Source organism: Streptomyces sp. SAI-135 (assembly GCF_029893805.1).
GTDB lineage: Bacteria > Actinomycetota > Actinomycetes > Streptomycetales > Streptomycetaceae > Streptomyces.
Genome location: NZ_JARXYP010000002.1, coordinates 2,990,464 through 3,015,087, shown reverse-complemented (window position 1 = coordinate 3,015,087; position 24,624 = coordinate 2,990,464). Strand labels below are relative to the sequence as shown.

Annotated in this window: 25 protein-coding genes and 1 tRNA gene; 9 read left to right on the top strand and 17 right to left on the bottom strand. The window is 73.4% G+C overall.

Annotated elements, in window-relative coordinates:
- Nucleotides 1-156 precede the first annotated feature (156 nt).
- Entirely contained in the window at nt 157-1,521 is a 1,365-nt protein-coding gene (locus M2163_RS18090) for a carbohydrate-binding protein (RefSeq protein ID WP_280894472.1), read from the top strand.
- Nucleotides 1,522-1,615: 94 nt separating this feature from the next.
- Here M2163_RS18090 and M2163_RS18085 read toward each other — a convergent pair whose 3' ends face one another.
- From M2163_RS18085 to M2163_RS18055, 7 genes are all read right to left on the bottom strand, one after another.
- Nucleotides 1,616-2,701: a serine hydrolase domain-containing protein gene (locus M2163_RS18085; protein ID WP_280894471.1), complete on the bottom strand. Its 1,086-nt coding sequence runs from the start codon at nt 2,699-2,701 to the stop codon at nt 1,616-1,618.
- On the bottom strand, nt 2,698-3,618 hold the full coding sequence (locus M2163_RS18080; protein WP_280894470.1) for a hypothetical protein: 921 nt from the start codon (nt 3,616-3,618) through the stop codon (nt 2,698-2,700). The genes M2163_RS18085 and M2163_RS18080 overlap by 4 nt, the downstream gene beginning before the upstream one ends.
- A complete protein-coding gene (locus M2163_RS18075) occupies nt 3,615-4,613 on the bottom strand; it encodes a hypothetical protein (protein WP_280894469.1) in 999 nt (332 codons plus the stop codon). Before M2163_RS18075 ends, M2163_RS18080 begins: the two co-directional genes overlap by 4 nt.
- Nucleotides 4,610-5,323 carry a hypothetical protein gene (locus M2163_RS18070; protein ID WP_280894468.1) on the bottom strand — a complete coding sequence of 238 codons (714 nt, stop codon included), beginning with the start codon at nt 5,321-5,323 and terminating at the stop codon, nt 4,610-4,612. The genes M2163_RS18075 and M2163_RS18070 overlap by 4 nt, the downstream gene beginning before the upstream one ends.
- Nucleotides 5,324-5,336: 13 nt before the next feature.
- Complete coding sequence (locus tag M2163_RS18065; RefSeq protein ID WP_007381710.1) at nt 5,337-5,525, bottom strand: hypothetical protein; 189 nt, start codon at nt 5,523-5,525, stop codon at nt 5,337-5,339.
- 136 nt (nt 5,526-5,661) lie between these two features.
- Nucleotides 5,662-7,038 carry a hypothetical protein gene (locus M2163_RS18060; RefSeq protein WP_280894467.1) on the bottom strand — a complete coding sequence of 459 codons (1,377 nt, stop codon included), beginning with the start codon at nt 7,036-7,038 and terminating at the stop codon, nt 5,662-5,664.
- Nucleotides 7,039-7,118: 80 nt separating this feature from the next.
- Nucleotides 7,119-7,889 carry a DUF4097 family beta strand repeat-containing protein gene (locus M2163_RS18055; protein WP_280894466.1) on the bottom strand — a complete coding sequence of 257 codons (771 nt, stop codon included), beginning with the start codon at nt 7,887-7,889 and terminating at the stop codon, nt 7,119-7,121.
- 210 nt (nt 7,890-8,099) lie between these two features.
- Between M2163_RS18055 and M2163_RS18050 the strand changes: the two genes are divergently transcribed.
- Nucleotides 8,100-8,171: transfer RNA gene (locus M2163_RS18050), tRNA-Val, on the top strand.
- Nucleotides 8,172-8,216: 45 nt separating this feature from the next.
- Here the strand turns inward: M2163_RS18050 and M2163_RS18045 are convergent.
- Nucleotides 8,217-8,555 (bottom strand): hypothetical protein, encoded by a 339-nt coding sequence (locus tag M2163_RS18045; RefSeq protein ID WP_280851764.1) that lies wholly within the window; start codon nt 8,553-8,555, stop codon nt 8,217-8,219.
- 77 nt (nt 8,556-8,632) lie between these two features.
- On the bottom strand, nt 8,633-9,886 hold the full coding sequence (locus tag M2163_RS18040) for an MFS transporter (RefSeq protein ID WP_280897275.1): 1,254 nt from the start codon (nt 9,884-9,886) through the stop codon (nt 8,633-8,635).
- A 295-nt stretch (nt 9,887-10,181) separates the two neighbouring features.
- Here M2163_RS18040 and M2163_RS18035 point away from each other — a divergent pair, with 295 nt between their 5' ends.
- Complete coding sequence (locus tag M2163_RS18035; protein WP_280894465.1) at nt 10,182-10,607, top strand: DUF6003 family protein; 426 nt, start codon at nt 10,182-10,184, stop codon at nt 10,605-10,607.
- 69 nt (nt 10,608-10,676) lie between these two features.
- On the opposite strand, the gene M2163_RS18030 is transcribed toward M2163_RS18035, so the two are convergent.
- Together M2163_RS18030 and M2163_RS18025 are read right to left on the bottom strand one after the other, a co-directional pair.
- Nucleotides 10,677-11,642, bottom strand: a complete 966-nt coding sequence (locus M2163_RS18030; protein WP_280851766.1) for a YihY/virulence factor BrkB family protein — start codon at nt 11,640-11,642, stop codon at nt 10,677-10,679.
- A gap of 61 nt (nt 11,643-11,703) precedes the next feature.
- Entirely contained in the window at nt 11,704-12,252 is a 549-nt protein-coding gene (locus tag M2163_RS18025) for a YciI family protein (protein ID WP_280851767.1), read from the bottom strand.
- Between the two features lie 169 nt (nt 12,253-12,421).
- Here M2163_RS18025 and M2163_RS18020 point away from each other — a divergent pair, with 169 nt between their 5' ends.
- The 3 genes from M2163_RS18020 (at nt 12,422) to M2163_RS18010 (ending at nt 15,166) form a co-directional block, all read left to right on the top strand.
- Complete coding sequence (locus M2163_RS18020) at nt 12,422-13,609, top strand: MFS transporter (RefSeq protein ID WP_280854214.1); 1,188 nt, start codon at nt 12,422-12,424, stop codon at nt 13,607-13,609.
- Nucleotides 13,610-13,969: 360 nt separating this feature from the next.
- Nucleotides 13,970-14,584 (top strand): dihydrofolate reductase family protein, encoded by a 615-nt coding sequence (locus M2163_RS18015; protein WP_280894464.1) that lies wholly within the window; start codon nt 13,970-13,972, stop codon nt 14,582-14,584.
- Nucleotides 14,585-14,647: 63 nt separating this feature from the next.
- Complete coding sequence (locus M2163_RS18010) at nt 14,648-15,166, top strand: GNAT family N-acetyltransferase (RefSeq protein ID WP_280894463.1); 519 nt, start codon at nt 14,648-14,650, stop codon at nt 15,164-15,166.
- Between the two features lie 56 nt (nt 15,167-15,222).
- Here M2163_RS18010 and M2163_RS18005 read toward each other — a convergent pair whose 3' ends face one another.
- Nucleotides 15,223-16,137 (bottom strand): 2-dehydropantoate 2-reductase, encoded by a 915-nt coding sequence (locus M2163_RS18005; protein ID WP_280897274.1) that lies wholly within the window; start codon nt 16,135-16,137, stop codon nt 15,223-15,225.
- A 118-nt stretch (nt 16,138-16,255) separates the two neighbouring features.
- Here M2163_RS18005 and M2163_RS18000 point away from each other — a divergent pair, with 118 nt between their 5' ends.
- Nucleotides 16,256-16,486: a DUF2277 domain-containing protein gene (locus tag M2163_RS18000; protein ID WP_280851770.1), complete on the top strand. Its 231-nt coding sequence runs from the start codon at nt 16,256-16,258 to the stop codon at nt 16,484-16,486.
- Nucleotides 16,487-17,084: 598 nt separating this feature from the next.
- Here M2163_RS18000 and M2163_RS17995 read toward each other — a convergent pair.
- The 4 genes from M2163_RS17995 to M2163_RS17980 all read right to left on the bottom strand — a co-directional run bounded on the left by M2163_RS17995 (nt 17,085) and on the right by M2163_RS17980 (nt 20,948).
- On the bottom strand, nt 17,085-17,696 hold the full coding sequence (locus M2163_RS17995) for a VTT domain-containing protein (RefSeq protein WP_280851771.1): 612 nt from the start codon (nt 17,694-17,696) through the stop codon (nt 17,085-17,087).
- Between the two features lie 127 nt (nt 17,697-17,823).
- A complete protein-coding gene (locus tag M2163_RS17990; protein WP_280894462.1) occupies nt 17,824-18,273 on the bottom strand; it encodes a DoxX family protein in 450 nt (149 codons plus the stop codon).
- Between the two features lie 276 nt (nt 18,274-18,549).
- Nucleotides 18,550-20,232 (bottom strand): alkaline phosphatase D family protein, encoded by a 1,683-nt coding sequence (locus M2163_RS17985; protein WP_280894461.1) that lies wholly within the window; start codon nt 20,230-20,232, stop codon nt 18,550-18,552.
- A 71-nt stretch (nt 20,233-20,303) separates the two neighbouring features.
- Nucleotides 20,304-20,948 (bottom strand): HNH endonuclease family protein, encoded by a 645-nt coding sequence (locus tag M2163_RS17980; protein ID WP_280894460.1) that lies wholly within the window; start codon nt 20,946-20,948, stop codon nt 20,304-20,306.
- A 345-nt stretch (nt 20,949-21,293) separates the two neighbouring features.
- Here M2163_RS17980 and M2163_RS17975 point away from each other — a divergent pair, with 345 nt between their 5' ends.
- Both M2163_RS17975 and M2163_RS17970 read left to right on the top strand, forming a co-directional pair.
- On the top strand, nt 21,294-21,875 hold the full coding sequence (locus M2163_RS17975) for a TMEM165/GDT1 family protein (protein WP_280894459.1): 582 nt from the start codon (nt 21,294-21,296) through the stop codon (nt 21,873-21,875).
- Nucleotides 21,876-22,067: 192 nt separating this feature from the next.
- Nucleotides 22,068-22,736 carry an HAD-IA family hydrolase gene (locus tag M2163_RS17970; protein WP_280851776.1) on the top strand — a complete coding sequence of 223 codons (669 nt, stop codon included), beginning with the start codon at nt 22,068-22,070 and terminating at the stop codon, nt 22,734-22,736.
- 943 nt (nt 22,737-23,679) lie between these two features.
- On the opposite strand, the gene M2163_RS17965 is transcribed toward M2163_RS17970, so the two are convergent.
- Complete coding sequence (locus M2163_RS17965) at nt 23,680-24,618, bottom strand: peptidoglycan-binding domain-containing protein (RefSeq protein ID WP_280894458.1); 939 nt, start codon at nt 24,616-24,618, stop codon at nt 23,680-23,682.
- Nucleotides 24,619-24,624: the final 6 nt, after the last annotated feature.

The following is a 24,624-nucleotide window of genomic DNA, read 5'->3' as shown; positions in this document are numbered from 1 at the left end:
CCGGTGCGGCGGCCCGGCAGCATCCTCTGCTCGGCCGGGCGGCCCCTTCTTGTCGTCCGATGCGCGGAACGGGCGCGAAACGGACATCATTTGATCTTCTTTCGGCGAAACCTAGGGATTCGAGACCTTTCGTACCCCCACCCGAGGAGACGCCTGATGGCCCACAGACACGTTTCAGCCGGTTGTGCCGCGTTGACGGTACTCGGCGCACTCGTGCTCACGGGGCTGCCCGCGGCCGCGGCCGTCGAGCCCCCCGCGCCGATTCCCGCGGCCTCCGCCGCCGAGACGCTGGGCGCGAACCGCCCCTCACCCGCGGTCCTGCGGGCCATGCAGCGCGATCTGCGCCTGACCGAGGCACAGGCCAGGACGCGCCTGGTCAACGAGGCCGAGGCGGGCACCCGGGCCGGCCGGCTCCAGAACGCGCTGGGCAAGCGGTTCGCGGGAGCGTGGGTGAGCGGCGCCACCTCGGCCGACCTGACCGTCGCGAGCACCGACGTGGCGGACAGCCCCGCCATCGAGGCCGGCGGAGCGCGGGCGGTGGTCGTCGAGAACCCGCTGGCGAACCTGAGGGCGGCCAAGACGAAGCTGGACCGCGCCGTGACCGGCAAGGGCCTTCGGACACCGGTCCGCTACGTCGACGTACGCACCAACCGGGTGACGCTGCAGGCGACCAGCCGCGCCGCCGCGGACGCGCTCGTCGAGGCCGCCGGTGTCGACAGCGCCCTCGTGGACGTCAAGGTGTCGGCCGACCGGCCGCGCGCCCTGTACGACATCCGGGGCGGTGACGCCTTCTACATCGACGACACGGCCCGCTGTTCCGTGGGCTTCAGCGTCACCAAGGGCGACCAGCAGGGGTTCGCCACGGCCGGTCACTGCGGCAAGGCGGGGGCGAAGACCACCGGGTTCAACCAGGTCGCCCAGGGGACCTTCCAGGCGTCGGTGTTCCCCGGGCAGGACATGTCGTGGGTGGGGGTCAACAGCGACTGGACCGCGACGCCGGCCGTCAAGGGCGAGGGCGGTCAGGACGTGCAGACCGCCGGCTCGGTGCAGGCCCTGGCCGGTGCCGCGGTGTGCCGGTCCGGTTCCACCACGGGCTGGCACTGCGGCACGATCGAGCAGCACGACACCAGCGTCGACTACGCCGAGGGCACCGTCGACGGCGTGACCCGTACGACGGTGTGCGCGGAGCCCGGCGACTCCGGCGGCTCGTACATCTCGGGCGTCCAGGCGCAGGGCGTCACGTCCGGCGGCTCCGGTGACTGCACGAGCGGCGGCACGACCTTCTACCAGCCGATTAACCCGGTGCTCAGCACCTACGGCCTGACGCTGACGACCAGCACGAGCGAGAGCGGCACCCCCGCCCCGGAGGACGGCCAGGAGGGTTCCTGGGCCGCGGGCCGGGTGTACGAGGTCGGGGCGCGGGTGACCCTCGACGGTGTCTCCTACGAGTGCCTCCAGCCCCACCAGGCGCAGACCGCCTGGCAGCCCTCCCTCGCCCCGGGCCTGTGGCAGCGCGTCTGAGGAAGAGGAGAGGGTGAGACCGCGGCAGGGGGCGGGGACTTCGGACCCCGCCCCCTGCGGCGCGTGATGTCCCCGGCGCCGGCCCGCCGCCCCGCTACATCTCCGCCAGCAGCGCGTACGCGGTCGGCACGAACGTGTCCCGGGCGCGGAAGCGGCGGGTGCACAGGGCGGCCAGCGCCGTGCCGATGTCGGGCCGGAAGCCCAGGAAGGCCTGCTGGCCGAGGGTCGCCCCGCCGTGGAAGTACATCGGACCACGCTCCGTGGGGTGCTGGAACCAGGCCACCGTGTGCACATGCCGGTGCCCGAGCCCGCGCCGGAGCACAGGGTGGCGCACCGCGCGCAGCGCGCCGGACAGGGGCCCGTCCGGCGGATCCAGGTGCGCTTCCAGGAACGTGAGCAGGTCGTGCGCGGTGGCCCGGACGGCACCGGCCGCCTGGAAGCCGCCGACGGCCAGCGGCGGGACCGGCGTCGTGCCGTCCTTACGGTGCCCGGTGGCGTCGGTGTCCGGACCGCCCGGGACGAGGGTGGTCTCGCTCAGCCCGAGCGGGCCCAGCACCCGACCGGTGAGCAGGTCGTCCCACGGGGTGGCGGTCGCCGCCGTCAGGGCGTGACCGAGGACCGCGACACCGAAGTTGGAGTAGTGCCAGCGGGTGCCGGGCCGACGGTGCCGCCGGTGGCGCAGGAAGGCGTCCACCACGCGCTCGGCCGGATAGCGGGCGTAGGGGTTGGTGCGCCAGGACGGCAGCGCCCGGACGAAGAAGTCGGCGGGCAGGGCGGGCAGGCCCGAGGTGTGGGTGATCAGGTGGGCGAGGGTGACGGGGTCCTCGCCGGGCCGCCGGGCTGGGTCCAGCAGGGCGGCGGCGGACTCGCCCCCGGTCAGCAGGCCCGTGTCGGTCAGATGGGCCAGCAGCAGTCCGGTGAACGTCTTGGATGCCGAGCCCAGTTCGTGGCGCAGCCGCTCGCGCGGCACGGGCGGGGGCGGCGCGGTGCCCCCGGTGCGCAGGGTGCGGCGACCGCGCCGGGACAGGGCGAAGACGACGTCGGGCGCGTCCACCGCCTCGACGGCCGCGTCGAGTCGCCGCCGGACGGCCTCCTCGTCCCCCGTCTGCGGCACTTCGGGCGGCAGTACGTCGGTGAGGTCGGGCGGACCGCCCGGCCAGGGGTGTGCGCCGGCCGTCATGACGGGGTGTGCGCCAGCCGCGTCAGGGCACGGGACATGGCCAGTACGGAGGCGAAGGCGGCGACCAGCGTCGGGTGGTAGACGATGTCGAAGACCTCGTCGGGCCCGCCCTCGGGCATGGTGCGCACGGCCGGCATCGCGCCGTCGGGCTGCTGGGCGGCGGCGTAGCCCTCCCAGGCCCGCTCGTCGAAGGTGGGCCGGGGCAGACAGGCGTCGACGACGAGCAGTTCACCGAGCAGGTCCCAGCGTTGCAGGTCCAGCCAGTCGTCCAGCCAGACCGGCAGCCAGGTCGCGAGGTAGTCGGCTACCTGGTCCGGCAGACCGTCGGGGTTCTCGCCCCAGTCGGTGAGGTGGAAGACGGTGTGGGTGATGTCGTAGGCGATGTGCCCCTCCACCGTCCAGGGTTCGGGGGAGCGCCCCAGCCAGGTCGCGCCGACGAGGTCGGCCTCCGGCGGGCGGGGCGGCACGCCGAAGCGGCGCTGGAAGGCGGAGAGGCCGAGGCGGCGGACCGGTGACATCTCCAGGGCGGCGAAGCTGTCGAGGCGCTGGTTGAGCCGGAAGGCCCGCTCGGCCTCGGGGCTGCTGTAGCCCAGCTCCTTGAACGGCAGGTACACCTCGAAGGGGATGGGCGAGATGGGCTCGGTCTGCTGGCCGCGCACCAGCATCCGGCCGCCGTCCAGCGTGTGGCACCAGGCGTGGTCGATCAACTGCCGTGCCAGCGCGGCCTGTCGGGAGCCGGCCACGCCCTCGCGGAACAACACCTTGCAGATGAGGGCCAGTTCGCCGACCGGCTTGAAGCGCTCCAGGAAGCCGACCTCCGGGTCGACGTCCAACTCCAGCCGGAAGCCGTCGCGGTGGGCGTGCAGCCACTCCAGGGCGCCGGCCCCGACCTGGTGGATGAGACGCGTGTGGTTCATCCCGTCACCTCCTGCCCGCCGTCGGCCACGTCCGCCTCCGCGTCGCCTCCGGCCGCCCGGCGCAGCCGGTCGAGGGTGAGCACGGCGGCGAAGGCGGTCATCAGCGTCGAGTGGTAGCAGTCCAGAAAGGCGGGAGCGGTCGTACGGCCGCCCCGCCCGCCGACCTCCGGGACGGCTCCGGAGTCGTCCTGGGCCGGTGCGAGCCGCGCCCACGCCTCCTGGAGCAGGGCGCGCTCCGGTGGGCCGGGCAGACTGCTCGCCACGGCCAGCAGTTCGCAGCTCAGATCCCACTGCTCGTCCTCCAGGCAGGTGTCGAGCCAGGGCGTGAGCCAGTGCCTGAGGTAGTCCGCCACCGGTGCGGGCACGGCCTGCGGGTTCCGGCCCCAGTCGGTGAGATGGAAGATCACGTGGGTCAGCGTGTAGCCGGCGGCCAGCTCGAACGTCCACGGCTCCGGCAGGCCGGCCAGCCAGGTGCGGTCCAGCGCCGGCGGCATGTCCCCGTGCGGCGGGATGCCGCTGCGGCGCTCGGAGTTGAGCACGCTCATGCGCCGGTTCGGCTCCTGCTCCGTCACCTGCCAGCCGCGGGTGCGGGCCACCGTCGCGGTGGCACGCTCGTAGCCGGCGTGACGCAGGCCCGCCGACGCGAACGCCGCGTACACCTCCAGCGGATAGGTGGCGAAGGGTTCCAGGCGCTGCAACTCCACGAAGAGGGCGCCGCGCCCGGTCTGCTGCCACGCGAAGGAGAGCAGGTCGGACGCCCGCACATGGAGCGGGTCGGCCGGATCGGTGTGCCGCCGTACACAGACGCACACCTGGGCCAGCTCACCGAGGGGCTTCCAGGTGGTGTTCACGTTGCCGTGCTCGGCGAGCGCGTCGTCACCGAGCGCGAATCCCTCGCGGTGGGCGCCCACCCACTCCAACGCGGCCTCGGCCAGGTCCCGGACGCCGCGCGCCGCCCGGACCCCGGTCGCGGCCCGGACCTCGGGCGCCGTCACACCAGCACTCCGGTCCGCATCAGCTGAGCGGCCTCGACCTGGAGTGCGACCCGGGCGTCAGCGCCGCCCATCTGGGCCACGAACTCCAGCCCGGTGTCCAGGCCCAGCGTCTGCGGCACCTCGTCGAGGAGGACCAGCCAGCGTCCCGCTCCGGCCGCCTGGAGCCAGTCACGGCGGCGGACCGCCCGGACGAATCCCCGGGCGACGTCGACCGGGCGGCGGCGTGCGGCGCGGGCCACCGCGCAGTCCTCGCCGGGCAGCGCCAGCGGGGCGAGCACGGCGAGTTGATGGGTCAGGTACTGCCACGGCGCGTCCTCCAGCCAGGCCGCCGGGGGTTCGCTGTCGTCGCCCTGTGCGCCGTCGAACGACGCGTCCAGCCGCCGCAGCGCCCGCCGCATGGCCCAGTGGCTCCACACCGAGGTGGGAGGGGCTTCGGCGGGGGGCGGGTAGGCGTGCACGGCGTCGGCGAGCACCGCGAGATCGTCCGGTCCGGGGGGTGCGCAGCGCAGCAGGACGCTCGGCAGCACGACATCGGCTCCCACCACCCGTACGGCGGCGAGGGCCGGGTCGGCGGTCGCCCCGGGGGCCTGCCCCCGCGCGACCGTGCCGGCGAGCCGGAAGCGGTCTCCGCTCCGAAGAGCGGAGACCAGTTCCGACGTGAGGCCCTGCACCGCGCCCGCGAGGCGGGTCGAAGTGCCTGACTGCTCCATTCGGATCCTCCCGTCAGCCCTTCTTCGGCCGTGGCGTCGGAGGCGACAGCAGGAGGTTGCTCGACGAGGACGTCAGAGCAAGCGCCGCGCACTGGCGGCTGTCGCGGTAGTAGCCGTCGGCCTCGACGGGGTCGAGAGCCGCTTCGACGTCGGTGCCGGGAACCTCGGTGAGGTCCTCGAGCTGGAACTCGGTGGAAGACATACCACCATCTCCTTTGCGAGAGATATGCGGGTCTCAGTACATGTCACCGCATTGGGGAGATCTATGCAAAAAAGGGTGATTTGTCTAGTTCGTGCAGGATTCAATCTCTCGCCGACGGCGTCAGGACGAGCCGCGCTCAGTGCGCGCTGCCGCGCTCCTCGCGGATCTGCGCGACCACCCGGGCCACCGACTGCCGTACCGCTTCCGTCTCGGTGAGGAAGTGCCAGTAGTCGGGGTGGCGGCCCTCAAGCCCGGCGATCGCCCGGTCCAGGCGGGCCACCGAGTCGTCCAGGGGACGCGCGTGCCGTGGGTCGGGGGTGGTGCGGCCGGTCATGGCGAGGCGCTGGGCGTCGCGGATGGCGAAGCGGGTGCGGTCGATCTCCTGCTGGGGGTCCTTCTGCACGGCGTTCAGCCGGCGCAGCCGGTCACCGGCGGCGGAGACGGACTCGTCGGTGGTGTTGAGCAGGGCACGGACCGTGGAGAGCAGGGAGGTCGCGTCCGGCCAGCGCTGTTCGTCGCGCGCGGCGCGGGCCTCGCGGAGCTTGCGCTCGGCCTGCCGGACGTTCTCCACGGCCTGGTCCGGGACGTGCTGGAGGTCCTGCCAGCAGGCCGCGGTGAACCGGCGGCGCAGTTCGCTCAGGACCGGGTCGACCTGGCTCGCGCGGGTGGTGAGGGCCTCCGCGCGGGTGCGCAGGGAGACCAGCCGGTGGTCGATCTCGGCGGCCCGCTCCGGCAGCCGCTCGGCCTCGACCCGGATCGACTCGGCCTCCTTGGCGACGCGTTCGGCCCGCTCCAGGGTCTGCGGCACGCCGTGCTGTCCGGCACCCTGGTTGAGCTTGGTCAGCTCGGGTCCGAGGGTGGCGAGCCGGGCGGCGAGGTCGTCCGCCCGCAGCCCCGACTCCCGTACGGTGTCCAGGGCGTTGGACGCGGCCAGCAGCCCCTGCCGGGCCCGCTCCACGGCCGGAGCGAGCCGGGCGAGCTGGGTCTCGGCCTTGCCGAGCAGCGGGCCGAGGCTGTCGCCGAAACGATCCAGCTCCTTCTTGACGTTGCCGAGCTCGTCCTTGGCCCGGGTGAGCGCGGTGCGCGCGTGCGCGGCGACCGAGGCCTCCAGGTCGTCCCGGTCCAGGTCATGGGCGTCGACGGCCTCGATGTAGTGGCGGCTGGCTTCGTCGATGCGCCCGCTGATCGCCTGGAAGTCGGAGACCGCGCGCCGGGCGGCGGGGGAGTCGTCGACGGCCGTGATCGTCTCTATCGAGATCCGCAGATCCCGCTGGGCGGTGTCGAGTTCGTAGAACGCGGCCGCCGCGGCGTCCTTCGCGGCCTGCGCCTCGGCCCGCTGGCTCTCGGCACGCCCGCCGAACCAGCGCCGGGTGCCGCCGCCGGCGAACGCGGCCGGCAGCGCGAGGGCGGCGAGCAGGGGCAGGCCGGCGAGGGTGAGGGTGTCCCGGAGTGCCTGGCGGTGTGCGCGCGGCACCGACGACGACGAGTACGGCTGCGGTGGTGTCGCCGTCACATCCCTCTCCCGTGCTGTGGTCCGTCCTGGCGGTGCCCGGTGTCATTCTCCCACCGGTAAGGGACGAACACACGGGCCGGTCAGTTCGCGGTTCGCACCGTGATCTTCCCGTCTCCGCTCTGAGCGGACACGACGTGGGTGCTGGAGCCGGACCGGGGCACCGACACGTCGACCCCGCCGTCGCCGGACTTCGTGTCCACGCGGTAGGTGGCCTTCGGCAGCTCCACGGTCACGGAGCCGTCGCCGCTACGGGTCTCCACCCGGTCCGGTACGGCGCCGAGTTCGAGGTGGACCGAGCCGTCCCCGGTGCGGGCGGTGACCCGGCGGGAGGTGACCTGGGCGCGCATCGAGCCGTCGCCGGTGTGCAGCTCCAGCGGCCCGCTGGAGTCGGTGACCCGCACGGATCCGTCGCCGGTGCGGATGCTCAGCGGCCGGGTGAAGCCACGGGCCCGCACGCTGCCGTCGCCGTCCTCGACCTTCACGCTGATGTCCCGCGGCACCTCGATACGGTGCTTGGCCGCGCAGTCGGCCACGACGCCGCTGCACTTCATCCGCAGCACCAGCCGGTCGCCCTTCATCGACCAGGTCACCTCGGGGTCCTTGCCGACGGCGACGGTCCCCTGGAACCAGCGGGTGACCTCGACCGTGCCCGCCTTGTTCGCATCGGCGGCGACGATCTCCAGCGCCGAGTCGTCGGAGTCGACGGTGAGGGTGCGGCCCTGGAGCGCGAACGACTTGTGGTCGGGGGTCTTGTCGTCCCCGGCGGAGGCGCCGCAGGCGGTGGCGCCCACGACGACGAGCGCGACGACCCCGGCCGCGGCGGCGGCACGTGCGGGAACGGAACGGACCATGATGATCTCCCCCTGCTGGAGCCCTGACGGGCGGTCGCGGGCACTCCGCGACCCTGTTTCGACCCTAGGGACCGGGGCGCCGGCGGGGGATCCGGGCCGCTCCCGGATCCGGGGTGGGGTTTTCCCCCGTACCGACCCCGACCTCGCCGGGCCCCCGAGTAAGGGTTTGCAGGACCTGGCCCCGGGCAAGGTAGGCTGTCGACTCGTCCCGGGTGCGTAGCTCAGGGGTAGAGCGCCTGCCTTACAAGCAGGATGTCGGCGGTTCGAAACCGTCCGCGCCCACATCGAACAGGACCCCGGCCCAACTCGGCCGGGGTCCTTCGTCGTTCAGCCCGCTTCCTGCTTGCGGGACGCGTGCTTCAGCTCGCTCCGGGCGTCCACGCGGTCGGCCGCCTCCACTTCCGTCCAGAAGCGGTGGGTGGTGACGAAGACCGCGAGTTCGTGCTCGCGCTGCCGGAGCTTCTCCACCTCGGCCTGTTCGTCGGGGCTCCAGCCGGGGGAGGCGGGGCGCTCCACCTTCCGCCAGCCGCTGTCGTCGCTGAAGCCGTCCAGAGGTGCGACCGACCAGGGGAGCCGCTTGAGCAGGGCCGAGAGCTCGGCCCGGACCTGATGCAGCTCCTCCTGACCGGCGAGGAGGTCACTCGGAAAGTCATAGGTCTTAGCCACGACGCAATGCTACGCCTGTTCGATTTTGGGTGGCGAGTGGCTTCGGGAGGTTCATGCGAACGGGCGGCTCCCCGGGTTCACGACGACGGTGGGCCGGTGCGTTCCGCATGCGCGGGCAGCGTCCGCCCCAGCCGGACGAGCGGCGACATGGCCATCACCACCGGCGACAGCAGCATGCCGGCGGCCGCCACCAGGAGACTCGTGCGCAACCCCCACACCTGTGCGAGGTGTCCGCCGAGCAGGGAGCCGAGCGGGGTCAGGCCCATGCCGACGAAGGTGATCGTGGCGGCCGCGCGGCCCTGCATCCCGTCCGGGGTGACCGCCTGCCGGACGGCCATGACGGTGACGTTCACCAACTGGCCGCCCGCCCCGAACACGAAGCCGACCGCGAGGAGCACGGCCACCGTCGCCGCGGAGGAGCCGTGCAGGGCGGGCACCCACAGGAACGCGCCGTCGCCGACCGCCGCGGCCGACACCAGCACCACCCCGTGACCGAACCGGCCCGGCAGGCGGGCGGCGAGCAGCGCGCCCAGGAGCGCACCCGGGCCCGTCGCCGCCAGCGACAGCCCGACCACGGTGCCCGACAGGTGCAGTTCCCGCGGCAGGAAGAGCAGATAGACCGTCATCAGCGCGGCGAAGGAGAACTGGAACGCCGCCGAGGCCAGGCACACGGTCCGCAGCGAGGTGTCGCGCACGACGAACCCGAGGCCCTCGCGGATCCGCCGCCCCACGTGCACGGGACGCTCCGCGCGCTCCGGGACCGGCTCGTGGCGACGGATCCGGCGGATCGACAGGAACGACAGTGCGAAGAAGAGGGCACCGGCCGTGACGGCGACCGGCGCCGACAGCCATGACACCAGCGCGCCGCCGAGGGCGGGCCCGCCGATCTGCGCCGCGGACCGGCTGCCCTCCAGCGCGCTGTTGCCCCGCACCAGCTGATCGCGCCTCACCAGCCGTACCAGCGACGACTGGTAGGCGACGTCGAAGAACACGGACAGGACGCCGACGGCGAAGACGGCCACCAACAGCGCGGGCAGGCCGAGGCCGCCGAGGAGACCGGCCAGGGCGGCGGCGCCCAGGACCAGGGCGCGGCCGGCGTCCGACACGACCATCACCGTGCGGGTCCGCCGTCCGTCCACGCAGGCGCCGACGAGGAGCGAGAGCAGCAGGATCGGTGCCTGTCCCACCGCGCGCAGGACGCCCAACTCGCCGGCCCCGGCACCGAGGGACAGGACGGCGAACAGGGGCAGCACCAACAGGCTTGTGTGCTCGCCGAGTTGGGAGGCCGTCTGGCCCACCCAGAGACTGCGGAAGTCGGCGTCCCGCCACAGACGCGACGGAACGGACCGGCTGGAATCAGATGTGTCAGGTGTGTGGGGAGTATCGGGTGGCTCGGTCTTGCGGGAGGAGAAGAACGGCACGGTGATCCTCGGATCGGAGCCCGGCTGTGCCACACCGTCGAGGGGCGGCACGCGATGACGGGCCGCGCACGGCCCAGGACGTCAACGCGCGCTCGGACGACCGACCATGTCCTCGCTCCTCCCGGGTCACTCTCCGGACCCGACATTAGCCGGGCGAGGCGGGGTAATGGGAGGTCGATCAGCCCCTGGTGAGAAGGAGCCGAGGATGACCGACGACGCCTACCTGTTCCTGCTCGACGACGCGTCCGCGCGGCTCGGGGTGCCCCCCGCCGCCGTCGGCGAGCTCGCGTGCATGGAGACCCCCGCGGTCCGCGCATGGCTGGACGCCCAGGGCACCACGGCGACCTCCCTGCACCTGCGCCTGCTGCCGCCGGAGGAGACCGCCGCCGTTCCCGAGGGGGCCGAAAGGCTGCCCGTGCCGCTGAGCGACGAGGAGCTGAACCGGGTCCGCCACCAGCTGGCCCCGCAGTCGCTCGCCGGGGTCGAGGAGGAACTCCTCGCCTACCGCGACTGCGCGGACGCCCGCGACGGCCTGATCGGACGCGCCCTGGCCGCGGGCGTGCCACCGCACCGGATCGTCGAGCTGACCGGGGTGGATCCGGCGACGGTCACCGCGGCGGCGCAGGGGTGACTCACCGTGGTGGTGCAAGGGTGACTCACCGAGGCGGTGCAGGGGGACGGGGAGGCGGGTCGGGTGGGATCAGGCGCCCGGGCCGGGGTCCGGGTGCACGGCTGACTCGATGCCCGCGCGGGCCGCTTCGAGCTGGGCGGCGAACGCGATGCCGAGGAACAGCGCGACAGCGGTGAGGTTGGCCCACAGCAGCAGGGCGATGAAGGCCGTGAGCGGCCCGTAGACGGCTCCGAAGGCACCGCTCTCCTCGACGTACAGCGCGAGCAGCCAGGTGGCCGACACCCACAGCAGCAGATGCACGGCCGAGCCGAACGCCAGCCAGGTGTAACCGGGCTGCACCCGGCGCGGCGACCAGCGGAAGATCACCGCGGAGGCCACCCAGGCCAGCGCGAGCCCCACCGGCAGGTCCAGCACACCCCACCAGCGCGGTCCGCCGCCCTCCCGGCCCACGGACTCGGCCACCGCGTCGCCCACCGCCTCGCCGGCCACCAGGACGACGAAGCCCAGCACCAGGGGCAGACCGGCGGCGAGCGCGAGCACGATCCCGCGCGCGTACTTGCGCGGGAAGGGACGGTCGCGCTCGATGCCGTAGATCCTGTTCGCACCGCGTTCGATCTGCCCCATCGCCGAGGCGAGGTTCAGCAGGGCGAAGCCCAGTCCCAGCCACAGGGCGAGCGTGCTCCAGACACTGCCGTGCGCGGTGCGCCGCGTCCCCTCGAAGGCGTCCTCCACGATGTCGGCGCTCGCGCCCGGCACGATCCGGCCGAGCGTGAGCTCGATGATCCGGCCCACGCCCTCCGTGTGCACGGACGTGGCCAGACCGACCAGCGCCACCGTGCACGGGACCAGTCCGAGCACCACCTGGAAGGCCAGGGCCCGGGCATTGGTGAAGCCGTCGGCGTACCGGAACCGCGCGAAGGAGTCGGTCAGCAGCCGCAGACCGCCGTAGTGGCGCAGGGCGGTGAACGCCTCGTCTCCGGAGAGCTCGTCCCCGATCATGTCCCGGGTCTGCGGGACGTGGACGGCGGTACCCATGTCGTGGCGGCTCCTTGCTCGGACGGCCGGTCCCTGTGCGGTTGCCCCGATAACGACATTGTCAGCGTCGTCCGCCGAACTCCCACTCGTGGACCTCCACCGCGGCGTACCGGTCCGCGGTCAGCACGGCCCGTGCCCGCTCCGGGTCAGGGGCGCGGACCAGGGCCGCCGTGCCGAGCCAGGCGTCGGCGTCGTCGGACAGGAGGGGGCCGTAGGCGATCAGGTCGTCCGTCCCGGGCGGTACCGCGAGGTCGACGGCCTCTCCCGCGCCGAGACCGAGCACCAGGTACCGGTCGCCGCCGGTGCGGCCGCCGGGGAAGTCCCACATGGTGCGGCCCAGCAGGTTGCGCCAACGGCGCAGCAGCACGTCCCGGTACGCGCCCGCCTGGTAGCCCGGCTCGTCGAAGGCGAACGCGCGGGCCGCGGCGGGGTCGGGCAGATCGACGATGTGCACGCTCCCGGTCGGCGTCTCGCCGTCGGCGGCGAACGTCGGCCCACGGGCGATCAGTTCGGCCTCGTAGCCGTCCATGTAGGACCAGTGCGCCTCGGTCAGCGCTTCCCGCAGAGGCAGGGAGCCGGGCCGGTCACGGTGGTAGCAGAAGAACTCCATGGCCCCAGAGCCTTGTCCACCGCGGGCCCCGTCTCAACGGCATTTGCCGTTCGTCCAAGCCTCGCCGGTTCTTTGTCCATGGACCTGTCCGCGGCGGGGACGCGAGGGTCGGTCCATGAACGCGGACTCGGAGGCGGTCGTGGCCGACCCGGACACCGAACGGCGGCGGATGCCCGGCGGGCTCGTCGCGCTGGCCGTCGGGGGGTTCGGCATCGGGCTGACCGAGTTCCTGATCGCGGGGCTGCTGCCGCAGGTGGCGGCGGGTTTCGCGGTGTCCGAGGCGGCCGCGGGCCGGCTGATCTCCGGGTACGCGCTGAGCGTCGCGGTCGGCGCGATCGTCCTGACCGCGGCGACCGCACGGCTGCCCCGCAAGCACGTACTGGTCGGCCTGGTGGTCCTGTTCGTCCTCGGCAACCTGATGTGCGCGATCGCGCCGACCTATTCCGTGATGCTGCTCGGGCGGATCGTCGCGGCCCTGTGCCACGGTTCGTTCTTCGGCATCGGCTCCCTGGTCGCGCGCGGCCTCGTCGCACCGGAACGCACGTCCCGCGCGGTGGCCGTCATGTTCGCCGGGCTGACGGTCGCGAACGTGCTCGGTGTGCCGTTCGGCGCGCTCGTGGGGGAGCGCTGGGGCTGGCGGGCCGCGTTCTGGGCGGTCACGGGGGTCGGACTGCTCGCACTCGCGGGAATCGTCGCGTGCGTGCCGAGCCGCGCCGGAGGGACCCGGCCGACGGTCCCCACCGGCCTGCGCGCCCAGCTCGGCGCGTTCCGGTCCTGGCAGGTCTGGCTGACCCTGACGGCCACCGCGCTCGGCTACGGCGGCATGTTCGGGGCGTTCAGCTACCTCGCCTACACGTTCACGGAGGTCGGCGGCTTCTCCTCGGCGGACGTGTCCTGGCTGCTCATGGTGTACGGCGTCGGCCTGGTCGTCGGCAACCTGGTCGGCGGGCGGGCCGCCGACCACGACCGGGACCGTGCGCTGGTCCTCGCGCTGGCCGGACTCACCGTCACCCTGGCCGTGTTCGGGCTGCTCGCCGGCAGCGCGAGCGCGTCGGTGGTGCTGGTGTTCCTGATGGGCGTGTTCGGTTTCGCGGGAGTTCCCGGCCTGATCACCCGCGTCACCGACTACGCGCAGGGCGCGGCACTGGCCGCCGGCGCCAACGTGTCCGCGTCCAACCTCGGCAACGCCCTGGGCGCCTGGGCCGGAGGCCTCACCATCACGGCAGGCCTCGGCTACACGGCCCCGCTCTACACCGGCGCGGCCATGGTCCTCACCGCCGTCGCCGTGATGGCGGTCGCCGCGGACCGGGCGAGACCACGGGGGCGGCGGGACGGTGCCGCGGGGGGCCGGCGGTGACGGTCGGGGCGGGCCCGGTCTTCGGGGGGCGGGAAACCCGGCGTGCACGTCTGCCGGCTGCCTCGCCGGGAGGGGATGCGCGCGCCGGTTCCGTCATGCGTCGGATGTCGTCGTCGGGGCGGGCGGGCGTGCCGCCGGGTTCGGCGGTGACGGTTGGGGCGGGGCTGGTTTTTCAGGGACCGGGAAGCCCGCTGGGCGTTTCTGCTCGCTGTCTTGCCGGGGGCAGGTGTGCGCCGGTCCCGTCGCGCGTCGAATGTCGTCGTCGGAGCGGGCGGGACGGTGCCGCCGGGGTCCGGCGATGACTTTCGGGGGCGGGGACGGTCTGCAGGGGGACAGGAGTCGCCCCGGAGAGGAACAGCCATGGAGAACCCCGAGAGCGTGCACACCGCGCCGGTGGCGGACATGGAGCCGCAGACCGCCGCGGGCAAGGTGCTCTGGCACTTCACCATGTCGTTGGACGGGTTCGTGGCGGGCCCCGGACACACGATGGACTGGATGACGGGCGTCTCGTTCCGGCCCGGCCTCGTCGAGGAGTACGCGGGGACGACCGGGGCCGTACTGGGCGGCCGCGACGGCTGGGACGCGTTCCCCGACGCCGGGGTCATCTACGGCGGCGCGTGGCAAGGACCCCTGTTCGTCCTCACGCACCACCCCGAGGACGCGCCGTCCGGCACCGGCGTGACCTTTTTGACCTGTGACGCCGCCGACGCCGTCCGGATCGCCCTGGAGGCCGCCGGCGGCAAGAACGTGGAGGTCTTCTCGCCCACGATCGGCCGGCAGCTCCTCGAACGCGGACTGATCGACGAGATCGACCTCCACATCGCGCCCGTCCTGCTCGGTGACGGGATCCGGCTCTACGACCAGCCCGGCGGCACACCCGTACGCCTCGCACGCCAAGACGGCGGCGACCGCACGGCCGCGGTGAACGTGCGCTACCGCCCGCTCGCCACCGCTCCCGGGCAGTCGGTCAGGTGACAGCCCCACTCCACATCCACAGGCCGGGCGGCATTGTCAGACCCGGCGCCTACGGTGGCTGTCATGGATACGGAGCAGGTGCGGCTGGTGCCTTGGTCGGAGGGCGACTTCTGGCTGCTGCGGCGGACCAACAGCCCGGAGATGACCGACCACCTGGGCGGGCCGGAGAGCGAGGAGAAGCTCCTCGACCGGCATCGGCGGTACGTCGAGCTGTCCGCGGGGCGGATGTACCGCGTCACGCTCGCGGACGGCGGGGAGACCGTGGGATCGGTGGGGTTCTGGGAGCGGGAGTGGCGGGAGTCCCCGATATGGGAGACCGGGTGGGGGATCCTCCCGGAGTTCCAGGGGCGGGGCCTGGCCGCGCAGGCGGCCCGTGCCGTCGTGGAGGAGGCACGGGCCGCCGGCGGACACCGGTATCTGCACGCGTTCCCGAGCGTGGAGCACACCGCGTCGAACAGCGTCTGCCGCCGGGCCGGCTTCACGCTGCTCGGACAGGCCGAGTTCGAGTACCCGAAGGGGCACTGGATCACGTCGAACGACTGGCGCTACGACCTGACGGGCGGGAGCGGGAGCGAGCGCTGAGACCGTGTGCCGGGTGGGCCGGCGCCGGGAGGGGCGGCGACGGGTCGGGCGGGCCGTCAGTGGCCGGTGTCCGCCAACTCCCGCACCACCCGGGCCGTGACGGGCACCTTCACCCCGTGCCGGTCCGCCGCGCGCAGCAACGCCCCGCCGATCGCGTCCAGTTCGAGGGGGCGGCCCGCCTCCGCGTCGCGCTGCATCGACGACTTCGTGCCGGGCGGGAAGGCGTCGTAGCGGGCGAGGGCCTGGGCGGGGTCGGCGGGACCGCCGCAGGCCGCGCTGACCGCGGCGGTCTCCTCGACCAGGGCGGTCAGCTCCTCGCGGTGGCGGGTGCGCACCTCGCCGAGGGGGAGGGCGTACAGGGTGGTGAGGAGGGCGAAGGGGGCGAGGAAGGACATCTTGGCCCACAGGGCGGCCGTCTCGTCGTCCAGGACGCGGGTCGTGGGTCCGGCCGCGGACAGGACGGAGGCCAGCGCGTCCAGGCGGTCGCGGGGGACGCCGTCGCCGGTCAGGTCGAGCTCGGCGAAGGGGCTGCCGTGCTCGATGACGCCCGGCGCGACCCTCGTCGACTCCACGCGGATGACCGCGGGGGCGACCCTGTCCGGGCGGTAGCGGGCGCGCAGGGCCGCCGGGTGCTCGACGCCGTTCAGGAGGGGGACGACCAGGCCGTCGCCCAGCGTGGTGGGCGGGACGCGGTCGAGGGCGGAGGGCAGGGAGGTGTGCTTGACGGCGATCACACAGGCGTCGACCGGTTCGCGCAGCTCGGTGTCGGCCTCGACGGGGGTCGTGAAGTCGCCGAAGGTGCCGCTGCGGAGCTGGAGGCCGGCCGTGCGCAGGGTGCTCGCCGTGTCGTCGCCCGCCAGGCAGATCACCCGGTGTCCGGCGCGGGCCAGGAGAGCGGCGAGCAGGCCGCCGGTGCCGCCCGGGCCCAGGACGGCCACGGTGAGTTCGCGGTGCGCGGAGTCGTGCGCCATGTCGGACTGTTCCTCTCGTCGGTCGGCCCCGGGAACGGTGGCCGCCTCGGCGAGGATCATGGCATTTCTGAACGGGCGGACGGAAGCGCCGATCCGCTCGGGGAGGGAGACTGACGGTATGTGCCGCAGTATCAAGACGCTTCGTCCGCCGGTGTTGCCCGAGGAGGCGACGGAGGAGGAGATCCGTGCCGCCGCGCTCCAGTACGTGCGCAAGGTCTCCGGCTTCCGCGCCCCCGCCGCCCACAACCGGGAGGTCTTCGAACGGGCCGTGGAGGTGATCGCGGAGGCGACGGCGGAGCTGCTGACAGGACTGGAAGTCCGAGGAGCACCCCGCCGCGAGGCAAGCTGACAAGGGCCGCATGCGGTGAGGCGCGACGCTGTCGCAGTTCACCCTGACGGGAGGGGCCGCGCCCGCGCCCATCCATGGTCCTTCCGGTTCGCAGCCGGCCTGCGCCCGTCCGCGGTCCTTCCGGCCCGCAGTCGGCCTGCGTCCTGCCTCGCGGCCTCGTCTCGTGGCGGTTCGGCCCGCGTGCGGGTGCGCGGTCGTGCCGAGCGTGGTTCTACCGGTCATAGCCGGCGTGAGCCCGGTCGTCGCCGGGTTGGTCTCGCGGCGGCTCGTCCTGTCCGCGCGTGCGTGGGCGTGTCGGCGCGGGAGCAACCGGGCCGTCGCCGAGGGGCGCCCTGCCTCGCGGCCTCGTCCCGTGGCGGCTCGTCCTGTCTGCGCGTGTGCGGGCGTGTCGGCGCGGGGGGCAACCGGGCCGCCGCCGACCTGCGCCCCGCCGTCACCACCCCACCCAGGCCGCGCCGCAGCTCGATCTGCCCCGATGCGCGGCCGCGTCGACGCCGTACGGTTCTGCCGGCCCGCAGCCGACGTGCGTCTGCCATCGTCGAGCAGTCCGCCGCCGCTTGACCCGCTCATCAAGCACCGCCGTGTCGGCGCGCTCGCCTCAGCGGGCCTCTGCCTGGGCCGGGCGGGGGCGCATCACGTAGGCCGCTGCCGCTCCCGCGCCGAAGAGGGCCGCCACCGACACCGCCGTCGCCAGCCAGGTCGCTCCCAGCCAGTGGGCGCCGAAGTAGCCGAGGGCGACGCTGTACGCGGCCCAGGAGAGGCCGGCGAGGGCGGACCAGGGGAGGAAGTCGCGGGCCCGGCGGTGGGCGGTGCCGGCCAGGAGGGAGACCACCGAGCGCCCGGCGGGAGCGAAGCGGGCGAGGACCACCAGGGCCCCGCCGCCCGCGGAGAGCGCGTCGCCGAGACGTTCCTGCGCGGTGGTGAGCCGGCGCGAGCGGGCGATCGCGCGGTCGAGGCGCTCACCGCCCCGGAAGGCGAGCCGGTACGCCGCGAGGTCGCCCAGCACGGAGGCGGTCGTCGCGCAGAGGATCAGGGCCATCACATCGGGGACCCGCCCCGTCGCCGCGCTGCCCGCCGCCGCGGCCGTCGCGGCCGTGATGACCAGCACCCCGCTGGGCAGCAGCGGCACGAACACGTCAAGGAGCACCGACAGCGCGACCATGGCGTAGATCCATGGACTGCCGGTCAGTGACCCCAGGCTCTCCAACAACCGCGACTCCCCGTGATTCCCCCGTAGACAGCCATACAGCGTACGCCTGGACAGTGACAGGAGATTCACGGGGGGCTCATGAGATGAACGCGGCATGTTCACCCGGCTGCCACCGTGCGGGCTCGGTTCAGACGGCCACCGGCTCCGCCGCCGGCTTCCGCTCCTGCGCCGAGCGCTTCGTGAGCAGCCGGTCCAGTCCGAACGCGCCGGACCCGGTGAAGACCAGCAGCAGGAAGGCCCAGCTGAACATCGCCGCGGCCTCGCCGCCGTTCTCCATGGGCCACAGGGCCATCGGCTGGTGCACCTTGAAGTAGGCGTACGCCATGGATCCCGCGGCGAGGAACGCCGCGGCGCGTGTGCCGAGGCCGAGCAGGACGAGGCCGCCGCAGACGAGCTGGATCACTGCCGCGTACCAGCCGGGCCAGGTGCCCGTCTCCAGCGTGCCGCCCTCGGTGCCCTGGGCGCCGCCGAGGACCCCGAAGAGGGAGGCGGCGCCATGACAGAGGAAGAGCAGGCCGACGACGATGCGGTAGAGGCCGAGGGCGTATGGCTGGGCGCTGTTCAGGCGTCCGGTCATGTGGGGGACTCCTTCGGTCGGGTCGGTCCCACAGGGGTGTCGCCCCCGGGGGATGGGACCGGGTCGGCCCTCCACGTTAGGTGTGCCTAATTGATGCTTGCAAGTTCAACATTTGGCCATCAGTTAGCTTCTGACGCCCCTTCCGTTTCACCCGCAGTCGCACGTGGAGCGCTTCTCACCCCTCGCACCAGCGACCGAAAGTGTGTCCGAATCCTCACCTGCTCGCAGGGCATGGCAAAGCCAACCACCCTGCGGACGGCCCTACTTGATGGCGTGTCAGCTTTCCCGCCGGGCCAGCGGGGACGCCGTCTCGCGTGCGGTCTCCCCGGTGAGTGCGGACTCCGAGACCGTCACCAGCCGGGTCCGGCCCCTGCCCGACTCCCGGGCACGGTCCAGCCGCAGCCGCGCCGAACGCCCGTTCAGCGTGAGCGTCATGAGCTGGTTGCCGAACCAGGGCCCGCCGGTGTGCCGCCAGGAGACCGGCGGTCGCGCGCAGCGTCCGTGCCGGGCGAGTCCCCGCCCGAGCGCCCGCGCCACCGCGCTCCAGCCGAAGCGGAAGCCGTAACGGATGTAGGACGGCACGGAGTTGTGGACGGGGGAGCAGGTGAGCTGGAGGACGCGGGCGTCCGGCCCGCCGGTGCGCCACTTCGGCTCGGCCACGTACGCGTGGTGCACGTCCCCCGACAGCACCAGCACCGTCGCCGGCGCCTCGGGGCCCGAACCCACCTCGGCGATCAGGTCCGCCAGCGCCGCGAAGGAGTCCGGGAACGCCGCCCAGTGCTCCAGATCCGCCTTGCGCCGCAGATCCTCCCCGAACCGGGCCCAGCGCGCCCCGCGCTCTCCCCGGCACAGCGCGGCGTCCCACGCCTCGGCGTCGTGCACCAGGTGCGGCAGCAGCCAGGGCAGCGAGGTGCCGATCAGGAGGTGGTCGTAGGAGGAGCGGTCCTCCAGCACCTGTCCGCGCAGCCACTCGGCCTCGCCGGGGTCCAGCATCGACCGGTTGTCCTCGTCGAGGACGCGGGCCGCGCGGGAGTCGACCATGACCAGCCGCACCCGGCCGAAGTCGCGCCGGTAGCTCCAGCGCACGGACGCCGCGTCGGCCTCGGCCCGGCAGGCGAAGTCGCGCAGCTCGTCGGTGCCGTCGGGGGACCGGCGTACGGCGGCGTAGAGCGGGTCGGCCGCCAGCTCGGCCGGGGGGAGGTTGCCCAGGTGCTGGTAGACCCAGTACGACATCAGCCCGCTCAGCAGCCGCTCGCGCCACCACGACAGGGTGCGCATGTCCTCGACCCAGGAGGCGGAAGTGTTCCAGTCGTCGATGACGTCGTGGTCGTCGAAGATCATGCAGCTGGGCACGGTGGACAGCAGCCAGCGCACCTCGGGGTCGAGCCAGGACTCGTAGTAGAGGTGGGTGTACTCCTCGTAGTCCGCCACCTGGTCGCCCGGCGGGTCGCTCAGATCGCGGCGGGCGGCCAGCCAGCTCTGGGTGGCCGGGGAGGTCTCGTCGGCGTAGACCTGGTCGCCGAGGAGGAGGAGGACGTCCGGGCGTTCGCCCTCCGGCTCGGCGGCGACCCGGGCCGCGAGGGTGTCCAGCGCGTCGGGGCCCACCGGGTCCTTCTCGCCCTCCGGGGGCGCGGCCCAGCGGCAGGAGCCGAAGGCGACGCGGACGGGCGCCTCCTCGGTGGGCGTGTGGATCACGGAGGGTGGAAAGGGTGAGTCCGGCAGCGGCCACACGCGTGTGCCGTCCAGGAACACCTCGTACGACCGCTGTGTGCCGGGGGCCAGGCCCTCGACCGGGACCAGGGCGTAGTGGTGGCCCGCGATCTGGAACGTGGGGGCCTCGCCGCCGCTGCCGTCCGAACAGCGCACCTCGGCGGTGCACGGACGGCTCGTCTCGACCCATACGGTCGCGCACGAGCCGTCGACGTACCTGAGCAGTGGTCCCAGCCGCAGATCGGTCACGTGATCCTCCTCCGTCGCCCCGTACGGTACGGAACGACGGAGGTCCGCGGCGAGGTTCCGGCGCGGAATCGTCAGCAGTTGGCGAGGTAGCCGGTGAGGGCGCTCTTCTCCGCGGAGTCGACGGAGAGGCCGTAGTAGTACTTCACCTGGACCCAGGCGCGGACGTAGGTGCAGCGGTACGAGCTGAGGGACGGCATCCAGGTGGCCGGGTCCTGGTCGCCCTTGGACTGGTTCACGTTGTCCGTCACCGCGAGGAGCTGCGGGCGGGTGACGTCGTTGGCGAAGGACTGGCGCCGGGACGTGGTCCAGGCGCTCGCGCCGGAGTCCCAGGCCTCGGCGAGCGGGACCAGGTGGTCGATGTCGACGTCGGAGGCGGCGGTCCAGGTGGCGCCGTCGTAGGGGGAGTACCAGCTGCCGCTGGTGGCCGCGCAGGCGGAGTCGGTGACGACGTTCGAGCCGTCCCGCTTGAGGATGTACTCGCGGGTGTTGCAGGTGCCGCTGATGGTGATCCAGGTCGGGAACAGGTCCCGGCTGTAACCGGTGCGGTTCTCGGTGGCCACGGTGAGCGAGGCGAGGTAGGTGCGGGCGGTGGCCGCGCTGACCGGAGTGGGGAGGGCGGCGGAGGCGGCCGGGCCGTTGAGAACCGCGACGGAGGCTATGAGCGCGGTGAGCGCGCCGAGTATGCTCAGCCGTCGACGCGCGTAGAACTTCGGCATGCGAACTCCCTTGGGGGACGGGGGCGTTGGAGCGCGAGCGGTGGAATGCTCGCGGCTCCGTGTTGCGGGGGGATGTGCGTACGGTGAGAAGTTAGTGACGCGTACATGACACGACAAGGTTTACGGCGAAACGATCACGTACGATGGACGGTGTTGAAGGGGAGTAGCTCTTCGCCGGACCGTCGACATACTGCTCAGCTCGTCTGAGCCGGCGCCCGGAGGCAGGTCTTCAGGGACCGGCCAGCGAGACCTTCGGCCAGTAGTGCACTGACTGTGTGCTGCCGTGCCGAGGCGTCGTTTCGCAGGAACACTCTCGGTGGGGCAGCCCCGACCGATTGAGGACCCTTGATCAGCATCACCGTGACGGCCGTCGTGTTCGGCGTCGTCTTCCTCGCCGAACTGCCCGACAAGACCGCGCTCGCCGGCCTGGTCCTCGGCACCCGCTACCGCGCCTCCTACGTCTTCGCGGGCGTCGCCGCCGCCTTCGCGCTGCATGTAGCCCTCGCCGTCGCGGCGGGCAGTGTGCTGACCCTGCTGCCGCAGCAGGTCGTGCAAGTGGTGACCGGCGTGCTCTTCCTGGGTGGCGCGGCCGTCCTGCTGCTGAAGAAGGACGACGGCGAGGAGGAGATCCGCAACCCGCAGGACCAGTCCTTCTGGAAGGTCGCCGGGGCCGGGTTCATGCTCATCCTGGTCGCCGAGTTCGGTGACCTGACCCAGATCATGACGGCCAACCTCGCGGCCCGCTACGACGACCCGCTCTCCGTCGGCCTCGGCGCGGTGCTCGCGCTGTGGGCGGTGGCCGGTCTCGGCATCGTCGGCGGAAAGGCCCTGATGAAGCGGGTGCCGCTGAAGCTGATCACCAAGGTCGCGGCGCTGCTGATGCTGGCGCTCGGGCTGTGGAGCCTGTGGGAGGCCGTGGCCGGCTGAGCTGAACGGCGGGTGAACTGTTCCGGGCGGCCACCGGTGGGTGGTGGCGGGAACCGGCCGGATTTTGTACCGTAGAGAAACAAAGTGGCCTCCGCCCGTTTTCCCTGACCGGCGGGCGGGGCCGCCTTGTTCCTCCGGGGGGCGCGGGGGAGACACCTCCGAAGCCCCACGTCCCGCGTCTTGGAGCTGCCGATGACGGCCACCGCCGCCCCCACCGTGCTCACCGCCCGCGCCCTCCTGCTCGACATGGACGGCACCCTCGTCAACTCCGACGCCGTGGTGGAACGCATCTGGCGTCGCTGGGCCGACCGCCACGGGCTGGACGGCGACGAGGTCATGAAGGTCGTCCACGGTCGCCAGGGGCACGCGTCGATGGCGGTCCTGCTGCCCGACCGGCCCATGGAGCAGAACCTCGCGGACAACGCGCGCATGCTCGCCGAGGAGACCGCGGACATGGACGGCGTGGTGGCGGTACCGGGAGCGCCGGAGTTCCTCGCGTCCCTGCGCGGACTGCCCCATGCCCTCGTGACCTCGGCCGACGTCCCCCTCTCCACGGCCCGGATGGCGGCCGCGGGTCTGGAACTGCCCGACGTCCGTGTCACCGCGGAGTCGGTCGGCGCCAGCAAGCCGGATCCCGAGGGCTTCCTCAAGGGGGCGGCGGAGCTGGGTGTGGCCCCGGCGGAGTGCGTGGTCTTCGAGGACTCGGGCGCGGGGATCGCGGCCGGAAAGGCGGCGGGCATGCGCGTGGTGGGCATCGGCCCGAGGGCCGGCCTGCACGGCCCGGACGTGGTGGTGCGGGACCTCACGCAGGTACGGGTGGAGGCGCTGGGAGACGGCACGATCCGGCTGCACGTGGGCTGACAGCCGTACGGGGCGGGCGGGGCCGGGAGGGGTCTTCCCGGTGCACCGCTCTACCGGCCCGCTGCGGCGGGACGCGGTGCGGGGCCGGGGCGAATCTTCCCGGCGCGCCGCTCTACCGGGCCGCTTCACCGGGCCGCTCTGTCGGGCCTGCCGCGGCGGGACGCGGTGCGGAGGCACTGGGGGACGGCATGATCCGGCTGCACGTGGGCTGGCAGCCGTACGGGGCGGGCGGGGCCGGGAGGGGTCTTCCCGGTGCACCGCTCTACCGGCCCGCTGCGGCGGGACGCGGTGCGGGGCCAGGGCGAATCTTCCCGGCGCGCCGCTCTACCGGGCCGCTTCACCGGGCCGCTCTGTCGGGCCTGCCGCGGCGGGACGCGGTGCGGAGGCGCTGGGGGACGGCATGATCCGGCTGCACGTGGGCTGGCAGCCGTACGGGGTGCGGGGCTGGGGCGAATCTTCCCGGTGCGCCGCTCTACCGGCCCGCTGCGGCGGGCTCCCTGCCGCGGGACGCGGTGCGGAGGCACTGGGGGACGGCATGATCCGGCTACAGGTGGGCTGGCAGCCGTACGGGGCGGGCGGGGCCGGGGCGAGTCTTCCCGGCGCGCCGCTCACCGGGACGCTCCACCGGGCCCGCTCTACCGGCCCCCTCCACCGGGACGTGGTGCCGTCTGGGGCGTTGGCCGAGCGCGGTCTGCGAAGGGGTGAACGGCACGCTCACCGCCGGACGGCGACCGCCCGATCCGACCCTGGCCGCCTCATGTCCCGGAAGACCCGCGCCGGCCGCCTCACGCCTGGGAAGACCCGCGCCTCCCCCGTACCGACAGGCCTGCCCTCCGGCGGCGCGCAGCCGCGGGGCGAGCGCGGTCGGTCGCACGCCAGGCGGCCCCGGCGCCCTGCGCATCCGGCTCGGCGAGGCCGGGGCCCCGGTGGCGCGGAGCGTCTCCTACGGCTCCCTGGTCTCCGACTCCAGTCGCTCTCGGGTCAGCAGGTCGTACACCCCGCGTTCCGTCCCCTGGAGTCCCCGCTGCCACTGATACATCGCGACCGCGTCCTCGACCCCCTCGTTGTAGTGGCCGGAGGGCTTGCGGCCGTACAGGCCGACCTGGGTGAGCCGCAGTTCGAGCTCGACCACCTCCGGGCCGTCGGACCCCCGCCGCAGCACCGGCGGAGCCGCCTCCTGCGCCGAGTCGGCCCCGGCCGCCGGCTTCGTCGCGGCGGAGGCCGTCGGGGACGCCGGGGGCGCGGTCGTGAAGGAAGGGCCGGGGGAGGCGCTGGACCTCGACGGGGACGGAGAGGCCGAGGGGCTCGCGCTCGCGGTCGCGGACGGGTGCGCCGACGACGGCCGTGGCGACGGTGTGGCCGTGGACGGGGACGCCGACGGCACGGTCGTCGTCACGTCCGGGACGGCCGGCCGTACGTCCTGCGGTCCCGCCTCGTCCCGCGACGGCGGCTCGTAGGCGAACAGCCCACTGGCGAAACCGGCCGCCGCGACCACGGCCACCACCGCCCCGGACGAGGCGAGGAGGACGGTACGGCGACGGGTGCGGCGCGGGCGCGGGTCCGGGCCGTGGGCGGAGCGGTCCTCCTCCGACTCGAACAGGCTCAGATCGGTGGGACTCGGGGCGCCCGACGGCGGCGCCGGCGCGCGCAGCGGCATCGTGGCGTCCGGTGCGGGCACCCGCGGCACCGGCGCGGTCTCCCCGTCCAGCTCCACGTACGGCCGTATGCGCAGCGGATCGAAGTCCTCCGCCGCTGCCGCCTCCGCCGTACGCGCTTCCCGCAGCGCGTCCGACGCGCGCTGGGTGCACCCGCACGACGGGGTGTGGTCCGCCCCTCTCGGCGCCCCGCACTCCGGGCACAGATGGCCGCTCGAATCCGCCATGTGTTC

Coding starts and splice junctions, on each gene's coding strand:
- M2163_RS18090 (WP_280894472.1), top strand. CDS start 157: ATGGCCCACAGACACGTTTCAGCCGGTTGTGCCGCGTTGACGGTACTC.
- M2163_RS18085 (WP_280894471.1), bottom strand. CDS start 2,701: ATGACGGCCGGCGCACACCCCTGGCCGGGCGGTCCGCCCGACCTCACC.
- M2163_RS18080 (WP_280894470.1), bottom strand. CDS start 3,618: ATGAACCACACGCGTCTCATCCACCAGGTCGGGGCCGGCGCCCTGGAG.
- M2163_RS18070 (WP_280894468.1), bottom strand. CDS start 5,323: ATGGAGCAGTCAGGCACTTCGACCCGCCTCGCGGGCGCGGTGCAGGGC.
- M2163_RS18065 (WP_007381710.1), bottom strand. CDS start 5,525: ATGTCTTCCACCGAGTTCCAGCTCGAGGACCTCACCGAGGTTCCCGGC.
- M2163_RS18055 (WP_280894466.1), bottom strand. CDS start 7,889: ATGGTCCGTTCCGTTCCCGCACGTGCCGCCGCCGCGGCCGGGGTCGTC.
- M2163_RS18035 (WP_280894465.1), top strand. CDS start 10,182: ATGACCGACGACGCCTACCTGTTCCTGCTCGACGACGCGTCCGCGCGG.
- M2163_RS18030 (WP_280851766.1), bottom strand. CDS start 11,642: ATGGGTACCGCCGTCCACGTCCCGCAGACCCGGGACATGATCGGGGAC.
- M2163_RS18025 (WP_280851767.1), bottom strand. CDS start 12,252: ATGGAGTTCTTCTGCTACCACCGTGACCGGCCCGGCTCCCTGCCTCTG.
- M2163_RS18020 (WP_280854214.1), top strand. CDS start 12,422: ATGCCCGGCGGGCTCGTCGCGCTGGCCGTCGGGGGGTTCGGCATCGGG.
- M2163_RS18015 (WP_280894464.1), top strand. CDS start 13,970: ATGGAGAACCCCGAGAGCGTGCACACCGCGCCGGTGGCGGACATGGAG.
- M2163_RS18010 (WP_280894463.1), top strand. CDS start 14,648: ATGGATACGGAGCAGGTGCGGCTGGTGCCTTGGTCGGAGGGCGACTTC.
- M2163_RS18005 (WP_280897274.1), bottom strand. CDS start 16,137: ATGGCGCACGACTCCGCGCACCGCGAACTCACCGTGGCCGTCCTGGGC.
- M2163_RS18000 (WP_280851770.1), top strand. CDS start 16,256: ATGTGCCGCAGTATCAAGACGCTTCGTCCGCCGGTGTTGCCCGAGGAG.
- M2163_RS17990 (WP_280894462.1), bottom strand. CDS start 18,273: ATGACCGGACGCCTGAACAGCGCCCAGCCATACGCCCTCGGCCTCTAC.
- M2163_RS17980 (WP_280894460.1), bottom strand. CDS start 20,948: ATGCCGAAGTTCTACGCGCGTCGACGGCTGAGCATACTCGGCGCGCTC.
- M2163_RS17970 (WP_280851776.1), top strand. CDS start 22,068: ATGACGGCCACCGCCGCCCCCACCGTGCTCACCGCCCGCGCCCTCCTG.
- M2163_RS17965 (WP_280894458.1), bottom strand. CDS start 24,618: ATGGCGGATTCGAGCGGCCATCTGTGCCCGGAGTGCGGGGCGCCGAGA.